The organism is Pseudoalteromonas sp. Z1A6 (assembly GCF_011378745.1).
In the GTDB taxonomy this organism is placed as follows: Bacteria; Pseudomonadota; Gammaproteobacteria; order Enterobacterales; family Alteromonadaceae; genus Pseudoalteromonas; species Pseudoalteromonas arctica.
Genome location: NZ_WTKW01000027.1, coordinates 1 through 21,261, shown reverse-complemented (window position 1 = coordinate 21,261; position 21,261 = coordinate 1). Strand labels below are relative to the sequence as shown.

The following is a 21,261-nucleotide window of genomic DNA, read 5'->3' as shown; positions in this document are numbered from 1 at the left end:
CAGAGAAAATTGAAGAAAACCAACTTATCATTTTAATCCTTTATGTTTAAAATTATCTAACGAACCTATACATAGTAATCAAGCGTTCCGCTGGATTATCTATCAGAATATTAAACTCAGCATTTTGGTATAACGATACTAATTTATCTACTTTTTCACATTCAAGTATGATTACTCTACCACCAACAAGTTGATTTGCTTTATCTATAATTGTGTAGGCTTCTTCGAGAATTAGATCCAGATTAATTGGGTTATCTTTGATTGAGTCATTCTTACCTACTTGGCCAATTAGGTAAGCATTTACACGGTCGCTATTTTTGCAAATACCATCAAGCCTTTTGCGTAAATTTTTACTTATCGGCTTTTCATTATCTTGATTAAGGTGGATTTCTTTTAGAGATAGAGAGAAATAAGCGAGTATTTGCCCTCCATCATCGAGGATCAAAGATGTGCGTGATTTAGATGTATTTTCAAGACGGATTGATTTATTGGGATCTGTTAAAAAGGACTGAACATCTGTGTTTTTATTACTACGAAAACTAGAAAGGAGTTGATGTAATTCTTTTTCATCAAACTCCTCTATTAGATCTGAGAGTGGGACAACCGTTGTCTTAATAACGCAATTCCTTTTACTCTATCTGCCTCATGGTTACGATTATTTGTTGTAACTTTATGGGCTTTTTTGCAGTTTTCTCTGAACGCTTGAATAGCTCTTTGATCGGTTACTACAAAGTTTTTTTCAAATGACGTGGTAGCCATAATAAGCTCCTTAATGCCGTTGTATCATTAGATTATTATAAAAATAATCCTATAAAGAATTTTAAACCTATTGACGGTTATGTCAACTTTTATGTATCTACGTGTGTATTCATGTCTTGTTGCACATCATTGGCTATATAATTCAGCTTTAAGCGCATTTTCTATTAATACACAATAAAGCTCATACCCTGTGGTCTGCTCTTTTATCCAATCGTGTTTATTATATACCGCCATTACACCACGCATTGTATGGCCTAACATTTTTTCGGTTACATGCGGCGCTACACCATTTTCGCTGAGCAATGTTGATAGTGAACGGCGGGAATCGTGCGGTAGAAACTTGGGCATTTTATATTTTTCAAACAAGTGATCCCACATCCGACAGCAATAGCGATTAATACTGTGGGTGGTCATTGGTTTGTGTGGATTACCACCTGGTATTAAGTAACCTTTTCGCCCATAAACCATTGCTAGTGTGTCTAGTATACTTTTCATCTTCGCTGAAATTGGCCTGCGGATAGCTTTATTTGTTTTCGAGTTTTCTGGTGGTACTGTCCAAATATTGTTGTCAAAGTCAAAATGCTCCCACTTAGCTAAACGAACCTCTGATTGCCTTGCCCCTGTTATATAAATTAGCTGAAGGCATGCTTTAGTTGCTGGTGTGGCTTTTGAGCTTTCTATTTGTATCCATAGTTTTGCAATTTCATCAAAGCGCATAACTCGCTGGCCAACTGATGCTTGTTCACCGATATCATTTACATTTAATGTAAGCACAGGGTTAAATGGTTTTACTTCCCCTCGCTTTTCAGCCCAACCAATAATCGACTTAATACGTACTAGTATAGTACCGGCTGTTTTAGCACTGCCTTGTGCTTTCACTTCATCAAAGTAAGTTATCCAATCTTTAATGGTCATTAAATCAAGCGGCGTATTTTTATCATTAAGTATTGGTACAATCCATTTACTGACTTGGTTTGCGTATAAAATTTGTGTTTTTTCTTTTAGGTCGGGTACTTTTTTATCTAGCCACGTTGCAGCAACTTCTGCCATTGTGGGCAGGCCCTTGGCATTGTTACGCATAAGCTTAAGCTCTAGGCGTGGGTCTTTATCTTGGCTTAACCAATTTTGAAACAGCGGTATATAGTCTTGTGCTTCTTTGATGCTAAGCCCTGGATAACGCCCTAGCGTGATAATTACCTGCTTAGCATCAACACGGCAGCGGTATTGCCAAGTGATAGTCCCCTTAGCAGATACCCTTACACTTAAACTATCTCTATGCGATAATACGCACGGTGTTTGATTTTTACCTAGCAGCTTTCTTAATTTGGTGTCACTGATCGCCATTTAATTTTTTATACACAGTTAGCAAAAAATTTATACACGATACTATACACACCATGCGCCAATTACAAGAAACTCGAAAATACAAAAAGAAACTGAGCAGCGCTAATAACCCGTAAAAATAAAGGGCTAAGACATAGAATGAATAATGAAAGCTATCAAGAGAATCAAGCAACAATCTATTGGCACGACTACGAAACGTGGGGAGCAAGCCCACAAAAGGATAAGCCGAGCCAATTTGCAGGTGTTCGTACCGATCTTGATTTAAATATTATTGGCGAGCCACTTCTTGAATATTGTAAGCCGCAAGCGGATTACTTGCCTCACCCTGAGGCGTGTTTAATTACGGGTATTACGCCACAAGTGGCGATGAAAAAAGGTTTGGTTGAAGCTGAGTTTATAGCAAAAATCCATGCCGAATTTAGTGTGCCAAACACCTGTGTTGCTGGTTATAACAGTATTCGGTTTGATGACGAAGTAAGCCGTTATAGCTTTTACCGTAATTTTTACGACCCATATGAGCGTGAATACAAAAATAATAATAGCCGATGGGATATTATTGATTTGGTGCGTGCTTGTTATGCGCTGCGCCCTGAAGGCATTGAATGGCCGTTAAAAGAAGACGGCAGCCCAAGCTTTAAGTTAGAGCATTTAACCGTAGCCAATGGTATTGAACACGCTGCAGCGCATGATGCACTAAGCGATGTAACCGCTACTATTGCACTGGCTAAATTAATAAAAGAAAAACAGCCAAAGCTGTATAACTTCTTTTTTGGTTTGCGTGGTAAAAAAGCGCTTGCTGAGTTAGTTGATGTATTTAACATGACGCCGCTGGTGCATACCACGTCGCGCATACCTGCAACGCAAGGCTGTACAAGCTGGGTTGCACCAATGAGCTTTCATCCGGTAAATAAAAACGCGGTTATTTGTTTTGATTTAACCCAAAATCCGCAAGTACTTATTGATTTAAATGTTGAAGAGTTACGCAAACGTTTATACACCAAACGCTTAGATTTGGCCGAGGGCGATTTACCTGTTGGCTTAAAACTAGTGCATTTAAACAAGTGCCCTATTTTAGCGCCGGCTAAAACGTTATTGCCTGAAAACGCCGCTCGACTTGGGATTGACCGCGAGCAGTGCTTAGCTAACTTAGCTATTTTAAAAGCCAATACCGACCTTCGCGATAAAGTAACTGAGGTATTTAACGAGCAAGGCGATTACAGCGCAACCACTAACGTTGACTACTTACTTTACGATGGGTTTACAAGCCATGCCGATAAAGCTAAGTTTGCGATTATTCGTGATGCAAAACCAGATGAATTAGCAGGGTTGAAGTTAGACTTTGAAGATAAAAAGTTTAATACGTTGTTGTTTAGATACCGCGCCCGTAACTGGCCAGAAACGCTAAACCAACAAGAGCTTGATCAATGGCGCCAGTATTGCCAAAACAAGTTAATGCACGGGGAAGATCAACCATCAATTAATGCGCAAGATTTTATGATCACCCTTGAAAACCTAGCGCATGAACATGACGACAGCGAAAAAAATCTGACTATTTTAAAAGCGCTGTATAATTACGCTCAAAGCATGTAATTTGCCTTTAGATTGTTTGTATAACGCATAAAAAACGCGACGCTTTAGCAATAAAGTGTCGCGTTTTTGTTTATAAATATCTGTACCACTTCAAAAAAGAAAAATATATTTCACAAAGAGAAGCGAATGAGGAGTAAATGAGAAGACATAAAAAAATAATTTTTTAGATCTATTACTGCCTCTAAAAGCGCAGCGCCTCATAACCTCTTTGTGAATAAGTCACTTTACGGACTTTGCCCGTCACGCAAGCTTCGCGTCTACATCGACATACTCAACGTAAACGTTACTTTTTATGCAATGCTTCAATGCGTGCTAGTAAGCTTGAGGTGTCGTATCTGCCGCCGCCGAGTGCTTGTACATCGGCATAGTATTGATCAACCGTTGCAGTCATTGGTAAAGTAGCGCCGTTGCTTTTAGCTTCATCGAGTGCAATGCCTAAGTCTTTACGCATCCAATCTACGGCAAAACCAAATTCGTACTCACCCGCCCACATTGTTTTGTAGCGGTTTTCCATTTGCCACGAACCGGCTGCACCTTTAGAAATGGTCTCTATTACTTTTTCGCCATCAAGCCCTGCTTGCTTGGCAAAATGTAAGCCTTCAGCTAAACCTTGCACTGCACCAGCAATACAAATTTGATTAACCATTTTACAAAGTTGTCCCGAGCCTACGCCGCCTAACAGTTGGCTAAAACGACTAAACGCCGCCATAACTGGCTGTACTTTAGCAAATACGGCTTCATTACCACCCGCCATAACCGTTAATACACCATTTTCGGCGCCAGCTTGTCCGCCCGATACAGGCGCATCTATAAAGTCGATATTTTGCAGAGCCGCTTTTGCTGCAACTTCGCGAGCTACTTCAGCTGAGGTTGTGGTGTGATCAACCAAAATAGTGTGCGGCAACATGCCTGCTAACACGCCGTTGTCGCCATACACTACTGAGCGTAAATCGTCATCGTTACCAACACACATAAATACGATGTCGGCATTGCTGGCAGCTTCGCGCGGGGTTGGTGCAAAGCTTCCTGAATGTTCTGCAGTCCACGTTTGTGCTTTAGCTTGAGTACGGTTATAAACGCATACACTGTGCCCTGCTTTTGCTAAATGCCCCGCCATTGGGTAACCCATTACGCCTAAACCTATAAATGCGACTTTCATTGACATAAAAATGACCTATTAAACTGATAACTTAGAAACTAGACCTCGATTATGTCAACCGGTCGATAAAAAAGCGAATGAAAGTCTTTATAAAATTTCCTTAAGCGGGAAAGGTAAGTAGGTAACCTATGGACAGTATTTATCAATTTAATGCACCACTTTTTAACAGCGAAAATTTTTCTCTTAGTCAGTTACAGGGCAAAACCGTACTTATTGTTAATACAGCGAGTAAGTGTAATTTTTCGGTGCAATTAAATGCGCTCGAAAAGCTCTATCAGCAATACAAAAGCAATGGTTTTACTGTACTTGCGTTTCCCTGTAACCAGTTTGGCCAAAATGAGCCGCTTGATAATTTAGCCATTAAAGACTTTTACCAAGAGCAATTTAATACCTCGTTTGAGGTATTTGGTAAGGTAATGGTAAACGGGCCAGAAACACATCCGTTATTTAATTACTTAAAATCGCATACGCGGGGTATTTCGCAAAACCGTGCTATTAAGTGGAATTTCACTAAGTTTTTAATTAACTCACAAGGGCAACTTGTTGCACGCTATGCACCACGTACTAAACCCGAAACACTTATACAAGTGATAGAAAGCAACTTACTGCAAGCCGCAAAATTAAGCGCAGCTAAAGATGGTAAAAAGGTATCTTCAAAAATACCTTTGTTTACCTCAAGTAAGGCTCCGCTTAAGGCTTAATTTAAATCAATAAAATGCGCACTACTAAAGCACAGGTTTATAAAGTAGTTTAATGTATTAAAGGTTAACTACCCTACAAATACTTAAGCGTCGAGGCTATTACCATGAACATTGCTTTTTTTAGTACTCAAAAGTACGAACTGCCTTTTTTTGAACAAAGTACACGCGATCAGCGCGATATAAAAATAACGTATTTTGAGCAAGCCCTGAGCGAACAAACCGCTATTTTAGCAAACGGGTTTGATGCCATATGCGTGTTTGTTAACGACACCGTAAATGCCGCTGTTATTGAGCAACTGGCAAGCCAAGGCATAAATACTATTTTGCTGCGTTGTGCAGGGTTTAATAACGTTGATTTACCTGTAGCAAAAGCACATAACTTAAAGGTATTACGCGTACCAGCTTACAGCCCAGAAGCCGTAGCTGAGCACTGTATAGCGCTTATGCTAACGCTTAGCCGTAAAACCCATAAAGCATATAACCGCGTACGCGAAGACAATTTTGATTTAAACGGATTACTCGGTTTTAACTTGCACAATAAAACCGTGGGTATTGTAGGTTGCGGTAAAATTGGCCTTGCGCTGTGTAACATTTTAAATGGCTTTGGCGCTAATGTATTAGTGTGCGACCCCTACGCACAACCTGGCAATTATACAATTACCGATATAAACACCTTGCTTAGCCAAAGCGATGTGATTTCTTTGCATTGCCCACTTACCGAGCAAACTCATCATTTAATAAATGACGAGGCATTTAGTAAAATGAAAACCGGCGTTATGCTTATTAACACTTCTCGTGGCGCACTGCTTAACAGCAAAGCGTGTATTAATGCGCTTAAAACTAAAAAATTAGGCTACTTAGGGCTCGACGTTTACGAGCAAGAGTCGGAGCTATTTTTTAAAAACCACAGCGACGAAATAAATCAAGACGATATATTCTCGCGCTTAGTGAGCTTTAAAAATGTTTTAGTAACAGGCCATCAGGGCTTTTTTACACAAGAAGCACTTACCGAAATAGCAAACACAACCGTACTTAATGCCCTTGAAGTAAGTGAAGGTAAATCTTTAACTAATGAGGTTTTATAAAGTTCTTGGCTATACCTAAATAACAGGTACAAAAAAAGCGAATAAGGTGAGCCCTATTCGCTTTTTTGTTTAAAAATTCACTTTAAATAGAGCTTAGCCAAACGCGACGTTTGCAAATACCAAGGTCATTAATATTGGGCAAACAAAACGAATATACTGAGCAAACCAGTAATGTACGCCTGTTGTTGCTTGATGTAATTTATTACCACGCTGCCACATCCAACCTACCGTAATAAAGTAAAACAAGCCCATAAGCGGCAATTGGTATTGGGTAAATAGCATAATGACTAAGCCAAATAACCAATCAAAATTTAATATAATCGCGCTTGCACACACAAGTACAACAGCGCTTACTGCCCACGTTGCTTTGGTGCGGCTAACGTTGTGATTTTCGACTAAAAACGCTACCGGAATTTCAGTAGTCGATATAGTTGACGTAACCGATGCGATAGACATTAATACAAAAAACAATAAACCGACTAATAAACCAATTTCGCCCATGGTGCTAAATAGCTCAGGCAAAATAGCAAAAATAAGTTGCCCTTCACCAATCAGTTTACCGCCACTAAATACTTCTACACCGTTGTGCTGCGCCACATAAATAGCAGGAAGAATAAGTAAACCCGCTAAAAACGCGACACTGGTATCAAGTAAAGCAACACCTGCGGTGAGCTTTGGTAAATTAGCATCTGGCTGTAAATACGAGCCGTAAATCATCATACAACCCACACCTAGTGAGAGCGAAAAGAACGCTTGCCCCATTGCGGCAATAATTAAATTAGGGTCAAGTATTTGGCTAAAATCAGGAATTAAATACGCGGCAAAGCCTTCGCTTGCGCCATCAAGTGTAGCAATGTAGGCAATTAAACCAACAAGCAATACGAGTAGCAGTGGCATTAAACGGCGCGACCAGGTTTCGATTCCCGATTTAACACCTTTTAAAATAATACTGGCAGTTAAAATAAGCATAAGCGGCGTAAATACAAAATTACGCAGCACTGAGTCGCTATGTAAAAACTCGCTTGCGCCTGTAAACCCAAAAAAGGTTGTTATGGGTTCAATAGCGTATGAGAGCATCCACCCAGCTACTATTGAATAAAAACTTAGCATAACAACTGCGCCCGCAAGACCTATGTAACCGGCTGCTGCACCTACTTTACGGCTAGTGTTTTGCCATGCGTCGCCCAATGCTTTTACCGGGTTAGCTTGTGCTTTGTGACCTAAATAAAGTTCGGTATACAGCGCAGGAAGCGCAAGTAAAAATATAACAATAAAATAAACCAGTAAAAAAGCACCGCCGCCATGGTTGGCCGCTTGCGTAGGAAAACCCCAAATATTACCCAAACCCACTGCTGCGCCAGCAGCGGCTAAAACAAAACCAAGTCGGCTTTGAAACCCATCACGCACTTGTGCCATACATCTACAAATCTGTTATTATTTTGATTATTGTGAATTAAACCATATTTCATGCCAGCTGAGTAATAAAATTGTACCCAGCCTTTATTAGTGGCACTAACCGCTCACAATATCAGCGACTTCTTTTGCTTTAGGGCTTTTATGACTGAACACTATTTTAAAAACACCTTGAGTATTACTTCAACTCAATTGGCAAATTTGTCTTTAGCGAGTAACAGTATTTTATTATTTAATGCTAAAACACTTGAGCTTAGTGACTTTAATTTGCCCGATTGCTTAAGCCCATTTGAATTAACTATTATAAACCGCCGTAAAAGCCCGCCAGCTAAGCAAGAGTATTTAGCGACGCGGTTATTGTTAAAACACCTTATTAAAATAACGCAGCCGCAACATGCGCACGTAGCCCTTAATAAAATGAGTACCGAATTTGACGAGGAAAGCTCAAAGCTGCAAATACATGTAAGTGGTGATGTTATTAATACCTGTATTTCGCACTCGCATGGTTTAGTTGGGGTTGCGCTAAATCTTGATAAAAGTGAGTTTGGTTTTGATATTGAAAAAGTAAGCCTAAAGCGCCCGTTTGAAAAGCTTGCTAAGCATTTTTATCATAATGATGAAATTACACTTATCACTGAGCCTACTAATACCCAAGCCCAAGCAGATACGTTTTTTAGAATTTGGACATTAAAAGAGTCACTTGCTAAAGCCACCAGCCGCCCTATTGCAAAATTACTTAGCCCCAATGTGTTTGACGAATTACATAGTGCAAAGCTGAGTGCTAGCAGTAATCGCGTTACTGTAGCTGATAGTAATAACAGCAATGTTTGTTTTGATGTAAGTGTGGTGCATAAAAAAAGCATCGACTGGCGATGCTTTTTATTAACCGACTTTGTTAAGTGATTTTGTTAAGTAACTTTATTAACTGATTTTACTAGGTAACTTTAATAAATCACTTTCCTGAATAACCGCTTCTTAATAGTAAAATTATTTACGCAGCAAAATCGTTTTCTAATAAACGGCTATGAATAGACTGTACTACGTTATCTGACTCAGTTTGCTCTACTAAAAAGCACAGGTTGTGCTTACTAGCACCGTGACAAATTAGTCGAATGTTAAAGTCTTTTAGTACACTCATTAAGTTCATTTCGTGTTGGCGTAATTGAATCTCAGAGCCAATAAGTGCCACCAATGTTAGGTTGTTTTCTACCGACACATGGCAAAACTCTGCAAGCTTATCTAGGCATTCTTGATCGAGCTCTGGGCGCGAGGCGTTTTGCGCGTTATCAAGCGTTATAGCTACGCTGATTTCTGATGTGGTTACCAAATCTACCGATATATTGTATTCACTTAATAGTGTAAATACGCGTGCTAAAAAGCCGCTTGCTAGGAGCATTTCTGGGCTTTTAAGCGTAAGCAATATTTGGTTTTTACGTTGCGTTACTGCGCGTATACCCGGTTGCTGCGATTTTTCGCGCTCAATCCACGTACCGCCACGCTCTGGCTCTCGGCTAGAACCAACAAATACGTTAATGTGGCTACGGCTTGCTGGTAAAATAGTCGCTGGGTGCAATACTTTTGCGCCAAAGGTTGCCATTTCAGCGGCTTCGTCAAAGCTTAAACGAGCAATAGGCGTCGCCTTTGCGCACAAACGCGGGTCGGTGCTAAAAATACCTACTACGTCAGTCCAAATATGCACGCTTTTAGCGTTAATTGCTTCCGCTAATAATGCCGCGCTGTAGTCAGATCCACCACGTCCAAGCGTTGTTGTTTGACCGTACTCGTCGCTGCCAACAAAGCCCTGAGTCACAATTACCTGCTCATCTAACAGCGGGATTAAATGTTCTTTAGCGGCTTGCGCTGTAGCTGCAACATTGGGCGTTGCTTTACCAAATTGGCTGTCGGTTTTAAGCACCTTGCGCACATCAAAGCGATCGGCATTTAAGCCATTTAAACGCAGCACCTGAGCAAACAAATACGACGATAAACGCTCACCAAAGCTCAATAGCTCATCGTGTTGCTGATCGGTTGTTAGTGACTCTTGAGCCAATATTTGAAATGCTTTTAGGGTTTCGTTAAAGCCAACCGCTAAATCGGCATCTAGCGATAACTCATCTAAAATAGTTTGTTGAATAGCAAGCACGCCGTTTATGTGTTCTTGGCGCTCACTTGAGGTAATACTTGATTTACACAGTGCAACTAAGTGGTTAGTTACGCCGGCACTGGCGCTCACGGCAACAATACGTACGCTTTTATCTGCAACAATAATTTCGCTACAGCGACTCATCGCTTCAAAGTTTGCAACACTTGTTCCGCCAAACTTGGCAACGATGTAATCTGATTTTGCGCTTAACTCTGTTTGAGGCACTGTTTGTGGCGCTGATTGGGTAGTCATTTAGTCTCCTTTCGCGGTATCCAAACCGCAATAAAACAAGAAGAACTTGGCAAAGGAATGCTTGAAGATAAGTCCACTGCCAGAAGCTCTCCACCTATATTGGTGACAGTTTTGAGGATTCAGCCCCATAAACCGAAAAACAATGACGACGTATCATTATTTTCCTCGGCGAGTACTTCCCTCTTTAATGATCATCGGCTTTCGTCGCCTAACATTAAGTACCTAAGTATCGCACCTCTTCTGAATGCTTTATTAACCAGTGGCTAATAAAACAAAACCCCACTAAGTAGCGGGGCATTGAAAGTTATCGTTTAGACGTCTAGCTGTCAAGCATTTAATAATTTATGAGTTAAATAAAACTGCCCATGTAATACGAGCCCGCATATCCAACCGTGTAACAAATTAATAAATGCAGCGATAAACGCAAGTAGCTCATAAAGGTAAGCGCTTTAACTTTACTCATGGCAATAATACCCGCAGCCGACCCAATAATAAGCATTGAACCGCCCACGCCCGTTGCATAAGTAAACGACAACCAATGTTGTTGACTCATTACTATATCGGCTTTTAATAATGCAGCAGTAAGTGGTACGTTATCGACCCCTGCTGATAATATGCCCATTAAGTAGTTTGCGTACTCTGGCGCCATTACCGTGTATAGGTCGGTAAATTTACTCAACATGCCAATTTCTTTTAATGCACCTACAAGTAAAAGTACACCTACAAAAAACAATAATGTGTCGTATTCTATATCGCGAACAAAATCGATTATGTCTTTGTTAATATCTTTTTTGCGCATTAAAAATTGCGCCACTAAAAACATAACTGATAAGCCAAACAAAAAGGTGAGTAAAGGCGGTACGCTGTAAATTACGCTAAGCGTAAGTGTGCTAATTACGGTAGATAAAAATATAACAGCAATGGTAATGTCGGTTTTTTCAATGCGGGTTTTACCCGCACCGGCAAATTCAACTCGCCCTTTCATACCGATAGACAGTAGCGCAGCTAACAGCATAACGCTTGCAAGTGCTGGCGCTATAAGCAGCAATAAATGAGCTATGGTTACTTTGCCATCTAAAAATATCATCAGTGTGGTTACGTCACCGGTTATTAACGATACCCCGCCTGAGTTAACCCCAAACACAATAAGCGTGGCGTATTTAATGAGTTTTTTAGGTTCAAGTTTTAACGACATAACAACCGCAAGCGATATAAGCGTGGCTGTTACGTTGTCTGAAATCGACGAAAACAAGAATGCAAAACCACCTACCAAAAACATCAGCTTTCTTTCGCTAATACTTTTTGGCATAACGCGGTGCACAATATTTTCTATAAACCCCTTTGAATTTAAATACGCGACAAAGGTCATTGCAGCCATTAAAAATAACCATAGAGAGGCAATTTCTAAAATATTTTCGTTTAGGAGGTGTTGAATTGTATCGGGGCTTTGCCCGTGAAGTGGGTATATAAAAAGAAGAATCCAGCAAAGCGTACCAAAAAACAGCGTGGTTTTAGCTTTATTAACATGGATTATATCTTCTATAACGATCAGTAAAAATGCAATCGCTATCAGGGTTAGAATAATCGAGGAAACCATGGTAGTTAAACAACCTTTGATATAGTTTTAAAGAACACACAAATAACATTCCATTTCATGTGCCTATTTTCGGCGCGAATTTTAGCACTGCCTCTATGCAAAAACTATTATTAAATGGTCCTAAAAACGAATACTATATACAGACAAGGTTAATTAAAAATACGTAATAATGAGTCTTCTAAAAGAACTCAATAATAAAATACTAGGATGTTGTAACCTCTTATGATCCCAGCTAAAAAGCTACTAAACACCATAACTGAACATTGGGGTGTACTAGAGCTATTATTTAAACGTTTTAAAATGGCTGACTTTAGCCTGAAAGACGTACAAAACGCCATTAAACAAAAACAGCCTACTTGGTCAAACGAGCGTATTTATAAAGAAACAAATCGTTTGTTAAACCAAGATATTTTAATTCCACTGGCTAAATCATCGCAGCTTGAAATAAATCGTGCTATTGCCGACTTTGCTACGTTTTTACTGCAAGAAGAGCATTTAGGTTTAGCGCAAGAAATTAGCGTATTAGTAGACGACCTAGCACGCTTAGGTAACCGCCTAGATAACGCTGGCGAAATAGAAGACTTTGACGATTTACGCCGCTACAGCCGCATTATGGATGATCGGGTGCGTAAAATAATGAAGCTATACGCACATAACGAAAACGCTATTTTAAATATTGTTGAACAAGCTAAATCTAATAATGCGGTGCAATCGCTGCAAAAGCGTTATAAAGCGGTAATAGAAGCGTTTGACGAATACATAGAGCCCATGCTTGAAATGGTTGATATTCGCGGTGAATTTCATGCGTGTTTTACCCTCATTGAAGAGCAAATAAGTAAGCAAATTATTCATATTGAGCGCTCAGGTAAAGCGTACAACGACAAACGCATGCTGGAGCAATTACGTACTCGTATACTCGAAATGCATTTAGTGGGTCGAGAAAGCTTACGTAAAAGTGCCGATATGCTTATGCCGCTGCGCGAAGAGTTACGCCGTAATAACTTAATTACTCGCCAAGCAGCCAAAGTACTTGGGCTTGTGCGCAAAAATGGCGTAGACAACATGCTAAGTGCTGTACAGCCACATTTTGTGAGCGACGCACAGCGATATTCGCTTGGTCAGCAACGTCATATTGTGGCTTACATGGCAAGCTTGGTTGAATTTGAACACGAAGAATACCAATTGCCAGATCAACAAGACGTGCCTGCATTTGTTACGCCTAATATTCCTGACTACAACGATGTTAAAATCAGCTTTGCTAAGCGCTTTAATAAAAAACGCAAAAAGCCGCAGCCCTTGCTGCAATTTTTAGACGAAAGCTACCCAAATCTCGATGCCGACGAAATGCTATTTTTGTATCAAAAATTAGTCAGCGACAGCGATATTAAAATAATTCAAAGCGATGAAAAAGCCCGCGTAAAAATTGCCGGTCAGCACTTTTCTTTATATCCATTTAATTCAGAGCCTCAGCCAGATTCAAAGGCAGGTAAATAAACCATGACACACATAAACTTAGACGAGCTAACCCATCTACAAGCCATTAATAAAAAATTAGTAGCGGGTTATCACATTTGCGAGCAAGATAACGTAATGTGGCAAGAGCTTGACCAACACATAGAAAGCTACAGCGCCTTATTTACAGCCCTAGGCAACGATTTAAAACACGACAGCCGTGGCTTTTATTATTTTGGTAGCGACGAAAGCACGCCAAATATGGGCAAGATATCTCGCGCTATCGCGCTCACTATTTACATTTTAATTGAACACTACGCCAATACGGGTAAAGACCCAATGCGCGCATTGTTTGACGACGTAAACGATTTAGAACTCATGCAAACGCTGGTGCAAATTAACAAACACTTGTTTGATCAGCTTGAGATATTTTCGGGATCTGATTTGCGCAAAGATGTTTACCTGCGCATGGTGCGCTTAGGTTTAGCCCGTGAAGTAGAAGGCGGCTTTATGCTACAAGCGCCGATTCACCGCTATATAGATGCATTAATGGAAGTAAACGAAGAAACCTACATTACAGAGGACGAGGAATGAAAAATCTATACGGACTGAGTAAACTCGCCCTACTTAACACCGCAGGCTATGCAAAATGTGTGATCCCGCTTGATAAAAGCAGCTCTATTTGCGCGCCAAATAACACAGGTAAAAGTTCGGTTATTAACGCCCTGCAGTTTCCGCTTATTAACGATTTACGCTTAACCGAATGGGATGGACACGACTTAGATGAAACCCGTAAGTTTTATTTTTCATCCGATCAGTCGTACATTTTACTAGAAGCTAACTTGCCTCATGGCTCGGTAGTGATTGGCGTTGCCGGGCTTGGTAAAATTGCCGGTTACGCGCATCAATACTTTTGTTATCAAGGAAAGCTTGATTTAGAGCAGTACACGCAAGGTAAAACAATTATTAAATTTACCAAGCTGTTCAACCATTTAAAATCGCTTAACTACAACCCTATTGAGCTCAAAGCACAAGAGCTAAACGCGCTATTGACTGGCGGTGCAACGCCTTTTGACGGCGACATTAACTTAAAAATGATTCCGCTTAATAATGTGCAAGACTCCTCTATTTATAAAGAAATATTCCGCCGCATTCTTAACTTACATAAATTAGGCGCAAGCGATGTAAAACGCTTTATGCTACGCGTGTTTGAACGCCATATGTCGAACTCTAAGGTCGACTTTTATGAAGTATGGCGCCGCTCGTTTGATAAAGTAAATCGCTCAAAACGCGAACTAAAAGCCCTTGAGTCAATGCAAGAGCCAATAGCCGCGCTTGAATCAATGCTTGAAAACCAAACCGTGCTTAAAGGTAAATTAGCGGCGTATGCACCTAAAATTGATCAAGCACTGATTGATTTTAATACTTATCAAGAGTCGCAACTTAATGAGCTGGGTATAGCGCTTGAAGATATAGAGCACGAAAAACACGAGTTTGAGCAAAAGCAAAGCCTATACGTACAGCAATCGCGCGACATAGAGCGCAGACAAACACAAATTGAGCAGTGGTTTTTAGATTACGATGCGCTTAAAAGCGAATTTGAACTGGTAAATAAAGCCACCCTTAAAACCAGCCTGACTCAGTTAAAGCAAGATTACGAGTCGCTTTCGCACTCTATAACCAGCGCACAAGGGCAAAGCCTACACACGCTTGACTACCGCATTAGCGAAACACAAAAACAAATTAAGAGCTTAAAGCTGCAACTTAAAAACCTTGAGTTTAATTTGTTTACCCGTATGCGCGAAGATCTCTCGTTAAAAGAAGTAGAAGAAATATCGCGGATTTTAAACCCTGATATTCTCTCATTTGCGACCACCACTAATGGCGATATAACCATTGATGACGAAGATGCGTTTGGTGAATTTTTATCGCTACTTAGCGAAAACGTTAAAGGCGGTGTACTAACTCTGCCAGGTGCGAGCATTAAGCTTAAAAAGCTCTCGCCTGTGCAAATGCAAAGCGGCGAAAACAAAGAGCAATTAACCGCTCAGCTCAGTGCACTTGAGCATTCACTTAAAGAATTTAAACAACAACGCGATGTTGCAGCAAACGTTGCCGACAAGCAAAAAGAAAAAGACGCGCTATACGATGAACTAATGAGCGCTGAGAGCGCCCTAAAACGCTTAGAACAGTTTGATATAATGCAGCAGTCGGTTGAAGCGCAAGCCATGCTAAAAGAGCAGTTATTAGCTGAGCGCGAACAAGTTGACGACTACCTGCAAGATATTCAAAAAAATAGTGGCTCAATTGCTGACAGACGCTCGTTAATTAAATCTAAACAAGAGCAAATTAATCGCCAAACTGAGCGCTTACGCCAAGTTAAGAGCGAGCGAATTGATCACACTCTTGATTTATACAGCGGTAAAGTAACCCCGTACATGATTGATATTACAGTCGACTTTGATAACTTAAGCGACCTTGTTCATCATTTTAATAAAGACTGCCAAGAGCTGCGTAATTTTGACATAAACGTACGCAACACTTATTTGCATGTATATAACGCGGGTATTACTAAATTCGACAACGAAAACGACGAATACACTAAATACCAAAAGCTAATAAGCGCCTTTCATAATATTGATAACGAACGCGATGCTGTTGAGCGCCAAGCTCGCGTTGCGCTTACCGAAGTGGCTGCGACCATTAAAGGCTTGCGAGAAGATTTAGACCGACTTCGCCGCGAAATGAACAGCTTTAATAAAGGCATAAGCCAGCACCGTATTTCAAATCTGCAAGCGTTTAAAATTAACGTAATACCGCGCAAAATGCTGGTTGATAGTATAGATACCATTATCAGCACGTCGCATCAGTTTGAACAAGGCGACACGCTTGATTTACTTAGCCAAGAACCGTACAGCGAAAGTGCGGTAAACGAAGCGAAAGATCACTTAATTAAACTCGCCTCAGATAAAGCGGGCTTAACACTTACCGATTTATTTGATATTCGATTTGAAGTGGTTAACCGTGCAGGTGAAACAGAGCACTTTGAAAAAATAGACTCAGCCGGCTCAAACGGCACACGTATTACGATTAAGTTATTGTGTGGCATGTTATTTATTCGCTACTTATTAAGCGATCAAGAACAAAACCTATACCGTATACCTATTTACATAGATGAAGCGGCCGACATTGACCCACAAAATCAAAAAGCAATTATAGAAACCGCATTAAGCTTTGGTTTTGTGCCTATATTTGCCTCAGTTAAGCCACAAATAAGTTGTGACTACATTGTGCCTATTCGTTCAGTAAAAGACGGTGCACAAAACTGGGTAGATGAAAAAGATTGGATTGAAGTTGAACATTAAACTTTTACTGATGACTAATTAACAGAGGTTAATTAGTCATTCAGCCATAGGGCGTGTTGACCTTTGTGGATTGAAATTTGTTCAATTTAGGGGCAATTTAATCGCAGCGTGAGGTTTGTAACCTAGTGGGCTAAGTAAAAACCGAGCAACAAAGAGTTAATTGCCCCTAGGCAGAACCCTTCGCGCAGCGCATGTTTGGCATTTATGCTGCGTTATCACCTATTTATGGGGAATAACCACACTACATAGGCTCTGCCTTGCCCAAATACCAAACATACTGCTGCAAATTCAACCACGAAAGGTCAACACGCCCTGACAATTAGACTAATATTTAGGACGTTTAAATAATACACATTTAAACTATGTGTGTTATTTTAAATTAATGCATTTTATTGGAGCAAACGTAATGAAAAATATACTTATTGTTGCAGCGCTAGCACTTCTTACAGCCTGTACACAAACCCCAGATTGGGATTACGATAAATCAGCTAACTTTAGTAATTTTAAAACATTTGCTTGGGTAGAAAACGCCAGCCTAACTAAAGACACAAATAACTATCAAATTAATGGCCTGATGGAAAAGCGTGTTCGCACTGCCGTTAATGCAGAATTGAGCCAAACACTAGGTATGAGTTTAGTTGATGCAGCGCAAGCTGATGTACTTGTTAACTATCATGCATCGGTAGATAAAGAGCTTGAAGTAGACAACTTCAATATAAACTACCGCCCGCATTGGGGTTATTGGGGTACTGGTTTTCAACGCGATACAACTGCGCGTGAATACGAAGTGGGTACACTGATTATTGATATTGTGGATCGTGAATCTAACCAGCTAGTATGGCGCGGCGCAAAAGAAGGTCGATTAAAGAAAAATCAATCGCCAGAACAACGTGAAACATCAATTAATAAAACAGTGAGCGAAATTTTAAGTAACTTCCCGCCACAAAAGCAGCAGTAAGTTAAAATTAGCTATAAGTAAGTTTTAAAAGAGCTCACAGTACGTGAGCTTTTTTGTGGGTGTGTATTTTTGGAACTTTTAAAATAAAGTAATTACGAGCTACACCCGTCACGTCAGCAAGCTGCACGTCTACAAAAAACACCGCGTCAAACTTTACCTGTAGGCGCTAAGCTTGCTTGCGCGAGAAGCGCAGCTTCTAATTACTTATCTGTCTCCAATCTAAATTACGAGCTACGCTCATCACGTCAGCAAGCTGCACGTCTACAAAAACACCGTGTTAAAGTTACGATTTATACTTATGCAGTAACTCAAGCGGTATATGACAGTAATCATCAGGGTGATTAGTTAAGCGGTCTTGATGCTCAGGATCGCTTGGCACGTAGTTAGTTAGCAGCTCTACCCCTACCACAATTTTATCAGCATCATTTCGCTGGCTTATATAATTGCTAGCGACCTTTAAATGATCTTGGCTTTTGCTATAAATGGCAGTGCGATATTTAGGGCCTACGTCATCCCCTTGTTTGTTAACGCTATACGGATCAATAATCTCAAAAAAGAAGCCAAACAGCTCGTTTAAGCTAACCGCTTTTGTACTAAATATTACTTTTACACACTCAGCATAACCGTCGTATTCACCTTGTGTATTATTGTTTTTTCCATTAGCCCGCCCTGCTTCAGTACTTATTACACCAGGTAAGTGCTTTAAAAACTCTTGCACGCCCCACAGGCAGCCACCTGCAAAGTAAATAGTATCTTGCTGTTTTATATTCATAATAAATGTGACCAAATTTGTTAGATGCATTAACGTTGCAAATGATAATCAAATGCAGTTTTTAATGAATTAATGTACAATCGCGCCAAAATCGCAGTTGTTTAATTGAATTATTTTATCACGCCTTAAAAGTGTGTTCTGAATTTAATTGTTACCGTAATTGCATATAAAAAAATGAGACACACAACATGAAATGGTCACCGCACTTTATACTCCCTGCTCTGCTATGCAGCGTGAGCAGTTTTGCCTACGGCGAAGCTGTAACTGATAAAACTGAAACATTACCGGCAATCGAAAAAATAACGGTTGAGGCATCGCCCACTGCAAACACATTACCTGTAGGTACATTTGACTCTCCAGTATCTAATTTAGAGTATGACCCACGTGTTGATTTGCAATCACGTAATATGGCTGAAGCGCAAGCCGATGTAACTATACGTGGTGGTATTTTTGAAAATACCGGCTTTAGGGTTGGCAGTGCTACTTTACTTGACCCACAATCTGGCCATTACTTTGCTGAAATTCCTATTGCACCGCAAATGCTTACCGGCCCTTATATTTTAACAGGCGCAGACAATGCGCTTAATGGTGCTAATAGCTCTGTAGGCACTGTATCATTTGGCTGGAAACCAATTAGCACGGGCGGCAGTGTATCGGTAGGTACTGGCACAAACGATTTTAACTTACAAAGCTTACATGCAGGTGTAAGTATGCCCCTTGAAGGCGTAAAGGATTGGAAGCTTGGTTTTGAAGGTGAGATTTCTCACTCACAAAGCGATGGCACTATTGATAACGGCGATCACGACTTTACGCGTGCATCGGGTCGCGTTCAATTAGCTGGCGCTGATTCTCAAACCGATTTGTTTTTTGGCTCACAAGATAAGTTTTTTGGCTGGCCAAATTTGTACACACCATTTGGCGTTAACGAAACAGAAGAGCTAGAAACCCGCTTATTAATGCTAAACCATAAGCAAAGTTATGCGCAGGATAGTAACTTTGAAGTGTCGGCTTATTACCGCACACACGACGATCATTATATTTACTCTCGCGAAAATCCAAGCGCTTTTGAAGCGTTTCACAAAAGTGAAGTTAAGTCGTTAGCGCTATCGGGGCATCATGCTCAAAGCGATGTATTTGCTATAAATTATTCAGCACAGTTTATTGACGACTCAATTGAATCTACCACGCTTGAAAACAACTTTACCTCACGTAAGTATTATAAATTAAGCGTATTGCCTGAATACAAAATGGCGCTTGAGGATAATAAACAACTTACATTTCGTTTAGGTGCTGCGTTTGACGATACAAACAGAGACGACTCTGAACTGTCACTTATTGGTGATATAACGCTTAATACACAAAACAGCAAAGGTTTTGAGCGCACGTTTTATTTATCGTACGCAGAGGCAAGCCAAGTGGCAGGCTATACCGCCATTGGCGGAAGTGATTCAGGCGGGTTATTTAGAAGTAATTACACCCTTGAGCGCGAAACAACTAAAAGCCTAGAGCTGGGTTTATTAGTTGATGAGCAAACTTGGCAACTTAATTCGGCTATTTTTTATCGCAAAGATGACAACTTAACCGATTGGACGTTTAATTTTGATTCAAGCTCTGCGCGCTTTGCAAACCCTGTAGATATAAATACGACGGGCATTGAGTTCTTAGCAACTAAACACTTTGAAACCACCGAAATTGTAGCGAGTTACACCTACCTTCATAAATCAGAAAACTACGGTGCGGCAGATATTGACGCTAGTTTTTACGCATTAAACTTCCCTGATCACCGCCTAACACTCGGCGCAGTTTGGAATCCTACTGATATATTGCAGTTTAGAATAGATAACGAGTGGCGCAAACAGCACGAAAATGCGCTACGCGGTAGTGACGACGATGCTTTATTTACTCATTTAACGTTAAAAATTACACCACCTATGGTGAAAAACTTATTTATTACGTTAGCAGCAGATAATTTATGGGGTGAATCGTTTGAAGAGATACCTGGTACACCAGGGCGAGGTGAGCAATATACGTTAAGCGCAACGTATAGTTGGTAGAATTGAGCTATCACATTCAAAGACCTGTTTATTTAAAACAGGTCTTTGAATAAATATTTAGCAAAGAATAAACGACATACTAAATATTAAGAGCTTTGATTACTCAGCTTATATTGAACCAGAACGACATTGTCTTTTTCTTAGTTCATTATCAATTTGTAAAGGGCGACTAAGCTCATCTGTAAGAACCTGCGAAACAACCGTACCGGTTTCAACTTCTTGTATCCAGATTGATATTTTATCCCCTTCCCTTTTTCTATTTAGCATGTAGCTTTTATCAGAATCTAAATTAACGTTAAAATTAACAAAAGCTTCTTTTTGACTATTTAAAACATCAGGGTTTGAAACACTCGCCTTTACCCATAAATCATGCTCACCACTGATATACTGCTTTGGTTCAGCCCATTGTGTAGGTTTTTTGTTAAAGCACATCAAGTGGACATATTCTAGATCTACTCCCTGCTCTCTTTTAAAGTTTTCGAGTCTAAAGTGGCCTTCTTTAATATCGGTTTTAATGGGTAAGTTTGAACAACCTAATAAAGTCACACCTAATGTAAATGCTGTAAGTAAATTTTTCATTTTTCTTTCCTTTTAAAAATTAAGATTGAACGAAATCA

At 40.1% G+C, this 21,261-nt stretch carries 18 protein-coding genes and 1 riboswitch; of the genes, 9 read left to right on the top strand and 9 right to left on the bottom strand.

Annotated features, from left to right (window positions below; genetic code table 11):
- Window positions 1-52 precede the first annotated feature (52 nt).
- The 3 genes from GQR46_RS03290 to GQR46_RS03280 form a co-directional block, all read right to left on the bottom strand.
- A complete protein-coding gene (locus tag GQR46_RS03290; protein WP_197118845.1) occupies window positions 53-445 on the bottom strand; it encodes an acetyltransferase in 393 nt (130 codons plus the stop codon).
- A 137-nt stretch (window positions 446-582) separates the two neighbouring features.
- Complete coding sequence (locus GQR46_RS03285; RefSeq protein WP_165739903.1) at window positions 583-759, bottom strand: hypothetical protein; 177 nt, start codon at window positions 757-759, stop codon at window positions 583-585.
- Between the two features lie 126 nt (window positions 760-885).
- Window positions 886-2,103: a site-specific integrase gene (locus tag GQR46_RS03280; protein ID WP_165739901.1), complete on the bottom strand. Its 1,218-nt coding sequence runs from the start codon at window positions 2,101-2,103 to the stop codon at window positions 886-888.
- A 138-nt stretch (window positions 2,104-2,241) separates the two neighbouring features.
- Here GQR46_RS03280 and sbcB point away from each other — a divergent pair, with 138 nt between their 5' ends.
- Complete coding sequence (gene sbcB, locus GQR46_RS03275; RefSeq protein ID WP_165739899.1) at window positions 2,242-3,693, top strand: exodeoxyribonuclease I; 1,452 nt, start codon at window positions 2,242-2,244, stop codon at window positions 3,691-3,693.
- A gap of 283 nt (window positions 3,694-3,976) precedes the next feature.
- Here the strand turns inward: sbcB and GQR46_RS03270 are convergent, their stop codons facing one another.
- Window positions 3,977-4,858: an NAD(P)-dependent oxidoreductase gene (locus tag GQR46_RS03270; RefSeq protein ID WP_165739897.1), complete on the bottom strand. Its 882-nt coding sequence runs from the start codon at window positions 4,856-4,858 to the stop codon at window positions 3,977-3,979.
- 122 nt (window positions 4,859-4,980) lie between these two features.
- On the opposite strand from GQR46_RS03270, the gene GQR46_RS03265 reads away from it, so the two are divergent.
- Entirely contained in the window at window positions 4,981-5,553 is a 573-nt protein-coding gene (locus GQR46_RS03265; protein ID WP_165739895.1) for a glutathione peroxidase, read from the top strand.
- A gap of 104 nt (window positions 5,554-5,657) precedes the next feature.
- Complete coding sequence (locus GQR46_RS03260) at window positions 5,658-6,638, top strand: 2-hydroxyacid dehydrogenase (RefSeq protein ID WP_165739893.1); 981 nt, start codon at window positions 5,658-5,660, stop codon at window positions 6,636-6,638.
- A 93-nt stretch (window positions 6,639-6,731) separates the two neighbouring features.
- On the opposite strand, the gene GQR46_RS03255 is transcribed toward GQR46_RS03260, so the two are convergent.
- Complete coding sequence (locus GQR46_RS03255) at window positions 6,732-8,054, bottom strand: sodium-dependent transporter (protein ID WP_165739891.1); 1,323 nt, start codon at window positions 8,052-8,054, stop codon at window positions 6,732-6,734.
- 141 nt (window positions 8,055-8,195) lie between these two features.
- On the opposite strand from GQR46_RS03255, the gene GQR46_RS03250 reads away from it, so the two are divergent.
- A complete protein-coding gene (locus GQR46_RS03250) occupies window positions 8,196-8,954 on the top strand; it encodes a 4'-phosphopantetheinyl transferase superfamily protein (RefSeq protein ID WP_165739890.1) in 759 nt (252 codons plus the stop codon).
- A gap of 88 nt (window positions 8,955-9,042) precedes the next feature.
- On the opposite strand, the gene lysC is transcribed toward GQR46_RS03250, so the two are convergent.
- Together lysC and nhaD are read right to left on the bottom strand one after the other, a co-directional pair.
- Window positions 9,043-10,446 carry a lysine-sensitive aspartokinase 3 gene (lysC, locus tag GQR46_RS03245; RefSeq protein ID WP_165739888.1) on the bottom strand — a complete coding sequence of 468 codons (1,404 nt, stop codon included), beginning with the start codon at window positions 10,444-10,446 and terminating at the stop codon, window positions 9,043-9,045.
- 75 nt (window positions 10,447-10,521) lie between these two features.
- A riboswitch (Lysine riboswitch) is annotated at window positions 10,522-10,694 on the bottom strand.
- A 101-nt stretch (window positions 10,695-10,795) separates the two neighbouring features.
- Window positions 10,796-12,043 carry a sodium:proton antiporter NhaD gene (gene nhaD / locus GQR46_RS03240; protein WP_165739886.1) on the bottom strand — a complete coding sequence of 416 codons (1,248 nt, stop codon included), beginning with the start codon at window positions 12,041-12,043 and terminating at the stop codon, window positions 10,796-10,798.
- Window positions 12,044-12,265: 222 nt separating this feature from the next.
- Here nhaD and GQR46_RS03235 point away from each other — a divergent pair, with 222 nt between their 5' ends.
- The 4 genes from GQR46_RS03235 (at window position 12,266) to GQR46_RS03220 (ending at window position 17,818) form a co-directional block, all read left to right on the top strand.
- Window positions 12,266-13,537: a hypothetical protein gene (locus GQR46_RS03235; RefSeq protein WP_165739884.1), complete on the top strand. Its 1,272-nt coding sequence runs from the start codon at window positions 12,266-12,268 to the stop codon at window positions 13,535-13,537.
- Window positions 13,538-13,540: 3 nt separating this feature from the next.
- The gene (locus GQR46_RS03230) at window positions 13,541-14,089 is read left to right on the top strand and encodes a hypothetical protein (protein ID WP_165739882.1); all 549 of its coding nucleotides are present in this window, start codon (window positions 13,541-13,543) and stop codon (window positions 14,087-14,089) included.
- Window positions 14,086-16,860, top strand: a complete 2,775-nt coding sequence (locus GQR46_RS03225; protein WP_165739880.1) for an ATPase — start codon at window positions 14,086-14,088, stop codon at window positions 16,858-16,860. The genes GQR46_RS03230 and GQR46_RS03225 overlap by 4 nt, the downstream gene beginning before the upstream one ends.
- Window positions 16,861-17,266: 406 nt before the next feature.
- The gene (locus GQR46_RS03220) at window positions 17,267-17,818 is read left to right on the top strand and encodes a DUF4136 domain-containing protein (RefSeq protein ID WP_024607557.1); all 552 of its coding nucleotides are present in this window, start codon (window positions 17,267-17,269) and stop codon (window positions 17,816-17,818) included.
- Between the two features lie 283 nt (window positions 17,819-18,101).
- Here GQR46_RS03220 and GQR46_RS03215 read toward each other — a convergent pair whose 3' ends face one another.
- A complete protein-coding gene (locus GQR46_RS03215) occupies window positions 18,102-18,590 on the bottom strand; it encodes a peptide-methionine (S)-S-oxide reductase (RefSeq protein ID WP_165739878.1) in 489 nt (162 codons plus the stop codon).
- A 188-nt stretch (window positions 18,591-18,778) separates the two neighbouring features.
- Between GQR46_RS03215 and GQR46_RS03210 the strand changes: the two genes are divergently transcribed.
- The gene (locus GQR46_RS03210; RefSeq protein WP_165739876.1) at window positions 18,779-20,644 is read left to right on the top strand and encodes a TonB-dependent receptor; all 1,866 of its coding nucleotides are present in this window, start codon (window positions 18,779-18,781) and stop codon (window positions 20,642-20,644) included.
- A 108-nt stretch (window positions 20,645-20,752) separates the two neighbouring features.
- Here the strand turns inward: GQR46_RS03210 and GQR46_RS03205 are convergent, their stop codons facing one another.
- Window positions 20,753-21,223, bottom strand: a complete 471-nt coding sequence (locus tag GQR46_RS03205) for a hypothetical protein (protein ID WP_165739874.1) — start codon at window positions 21,221-21,223, stop codon at window positions 20,753-20,755.
- Window positions 21,224-21,261: the final 38 nt, after the last annotated feature.

Coding starts and splice junctions, on each gene's coding strand:
- GQR46_RS03230 (WP_165739882.1), top strand. CDS start 13,541: ATGACACACATAAACTTAGACGAGCTAACCCATCTACAAGCCATTAAT.
- GQR46_RS03270 (WP_165739897.1), bottom strand. CDS start 4,858: ATGTCAATGAAAGTCGCATTTATAGGTTTAGGCGTAATGGGTTACCCA.
- GQR46_RS03225 (WP_165739880.1), top strand. CDS start 14,086: ATGAAAAATCTATACGGACTGAGTAAACTCGCCCTACTTAACACCGCA.
- lysC (WP_165739888.1), bottom strand. CDS start 10,446: ATGACTACCCAATCAGCGCCACAAACAGTGCCTCAAACAGAGTTAAGC.
- GQR46_RS03260 (WP_165739893.1), top strand. CDS start 5,658: ATGAACATTGCTTTTTTTAGTACTCAAAAGTACGAACTGCCTTTTTTT.
- GQR46_RS03285 (WP_165739903.1), bottom strand. CDS start 759: ATGGCTACCACGTCATTTGAAAAAAACTTTGTAGTAACCGATCAAAGA.
- GQR46_RS03215 (WP_165739878.1), bottom strand. CDS start 18,590: ATGAATATAAAACAGCAAGATACTATTTACTTTGCAGGTGGCTGCCTG.
- GQR46_RS03210 (WP_165739876.1), top strand. CDS start 18,779: ATGAAATGGTCACCGCACTTTATACTCCCTGCTCTGCTATGCAGCGTG.
- GQR46_RS03250 (WP_165739890.1), top strand. CDS start 8,196: ATGACTGAACACTATTTTAAAAACACCTTGAGTATTACTTCAACTCAA.
- GQR46_RS03255 (WP_165739891.1), bottom strand. CDS start 8,054: ATGGCACAAGTGCGTGATGGGTTTCAAAGCCGACTTGGTTTTGTTTTA.
- GQR46_RS03205 (WP_165739874.1), bottom strand. CDS start 21,223: ATGAAAAATTTACTTACAGCATTTACATTAGGTGTGACTTTATTAGGT.
- GQR46_RS03265 (WP_165739895.1), top strand. CDS start 4,981: ATGGACAGTATTTATCAATTTAATGCACCACTTTTTAACAGCGAAAAT.
- GQR46_RS03280 (WP_165739901.1), bottom strand. CDS start 2,103: ATGGCGATCAGTGACACCAAATTAAGAAAGCTGCTAGGTAAAAATCAA.
- nhaD (WP_165739886.1), bottom strand. CDS start 12,043: ATGGTTTCCTCGATTATTCTAACCCTGATAGCGATTGCATTTTTACTG.
- sbcB (WP_165739899.1), top strand. CDS start 2,242: ATGAATAATGAAAGCTATCAAGAGAATCAAGCAACAATCTATTGGCAC.
- GQR46_RS03220 (WP_024607557.1), top strand. CDS start 17,267: ATGAAAAATATACTTATTGTTGCAGCGCTAGCACTTCTTACAGCCTGT.
- GQR46_RS03235 (WP_165739884.1), top strand. CDS start 12,266: ATGATCCCAGCTAAAAAGCTACTAAACACCATAACTGAACATTGGGGT.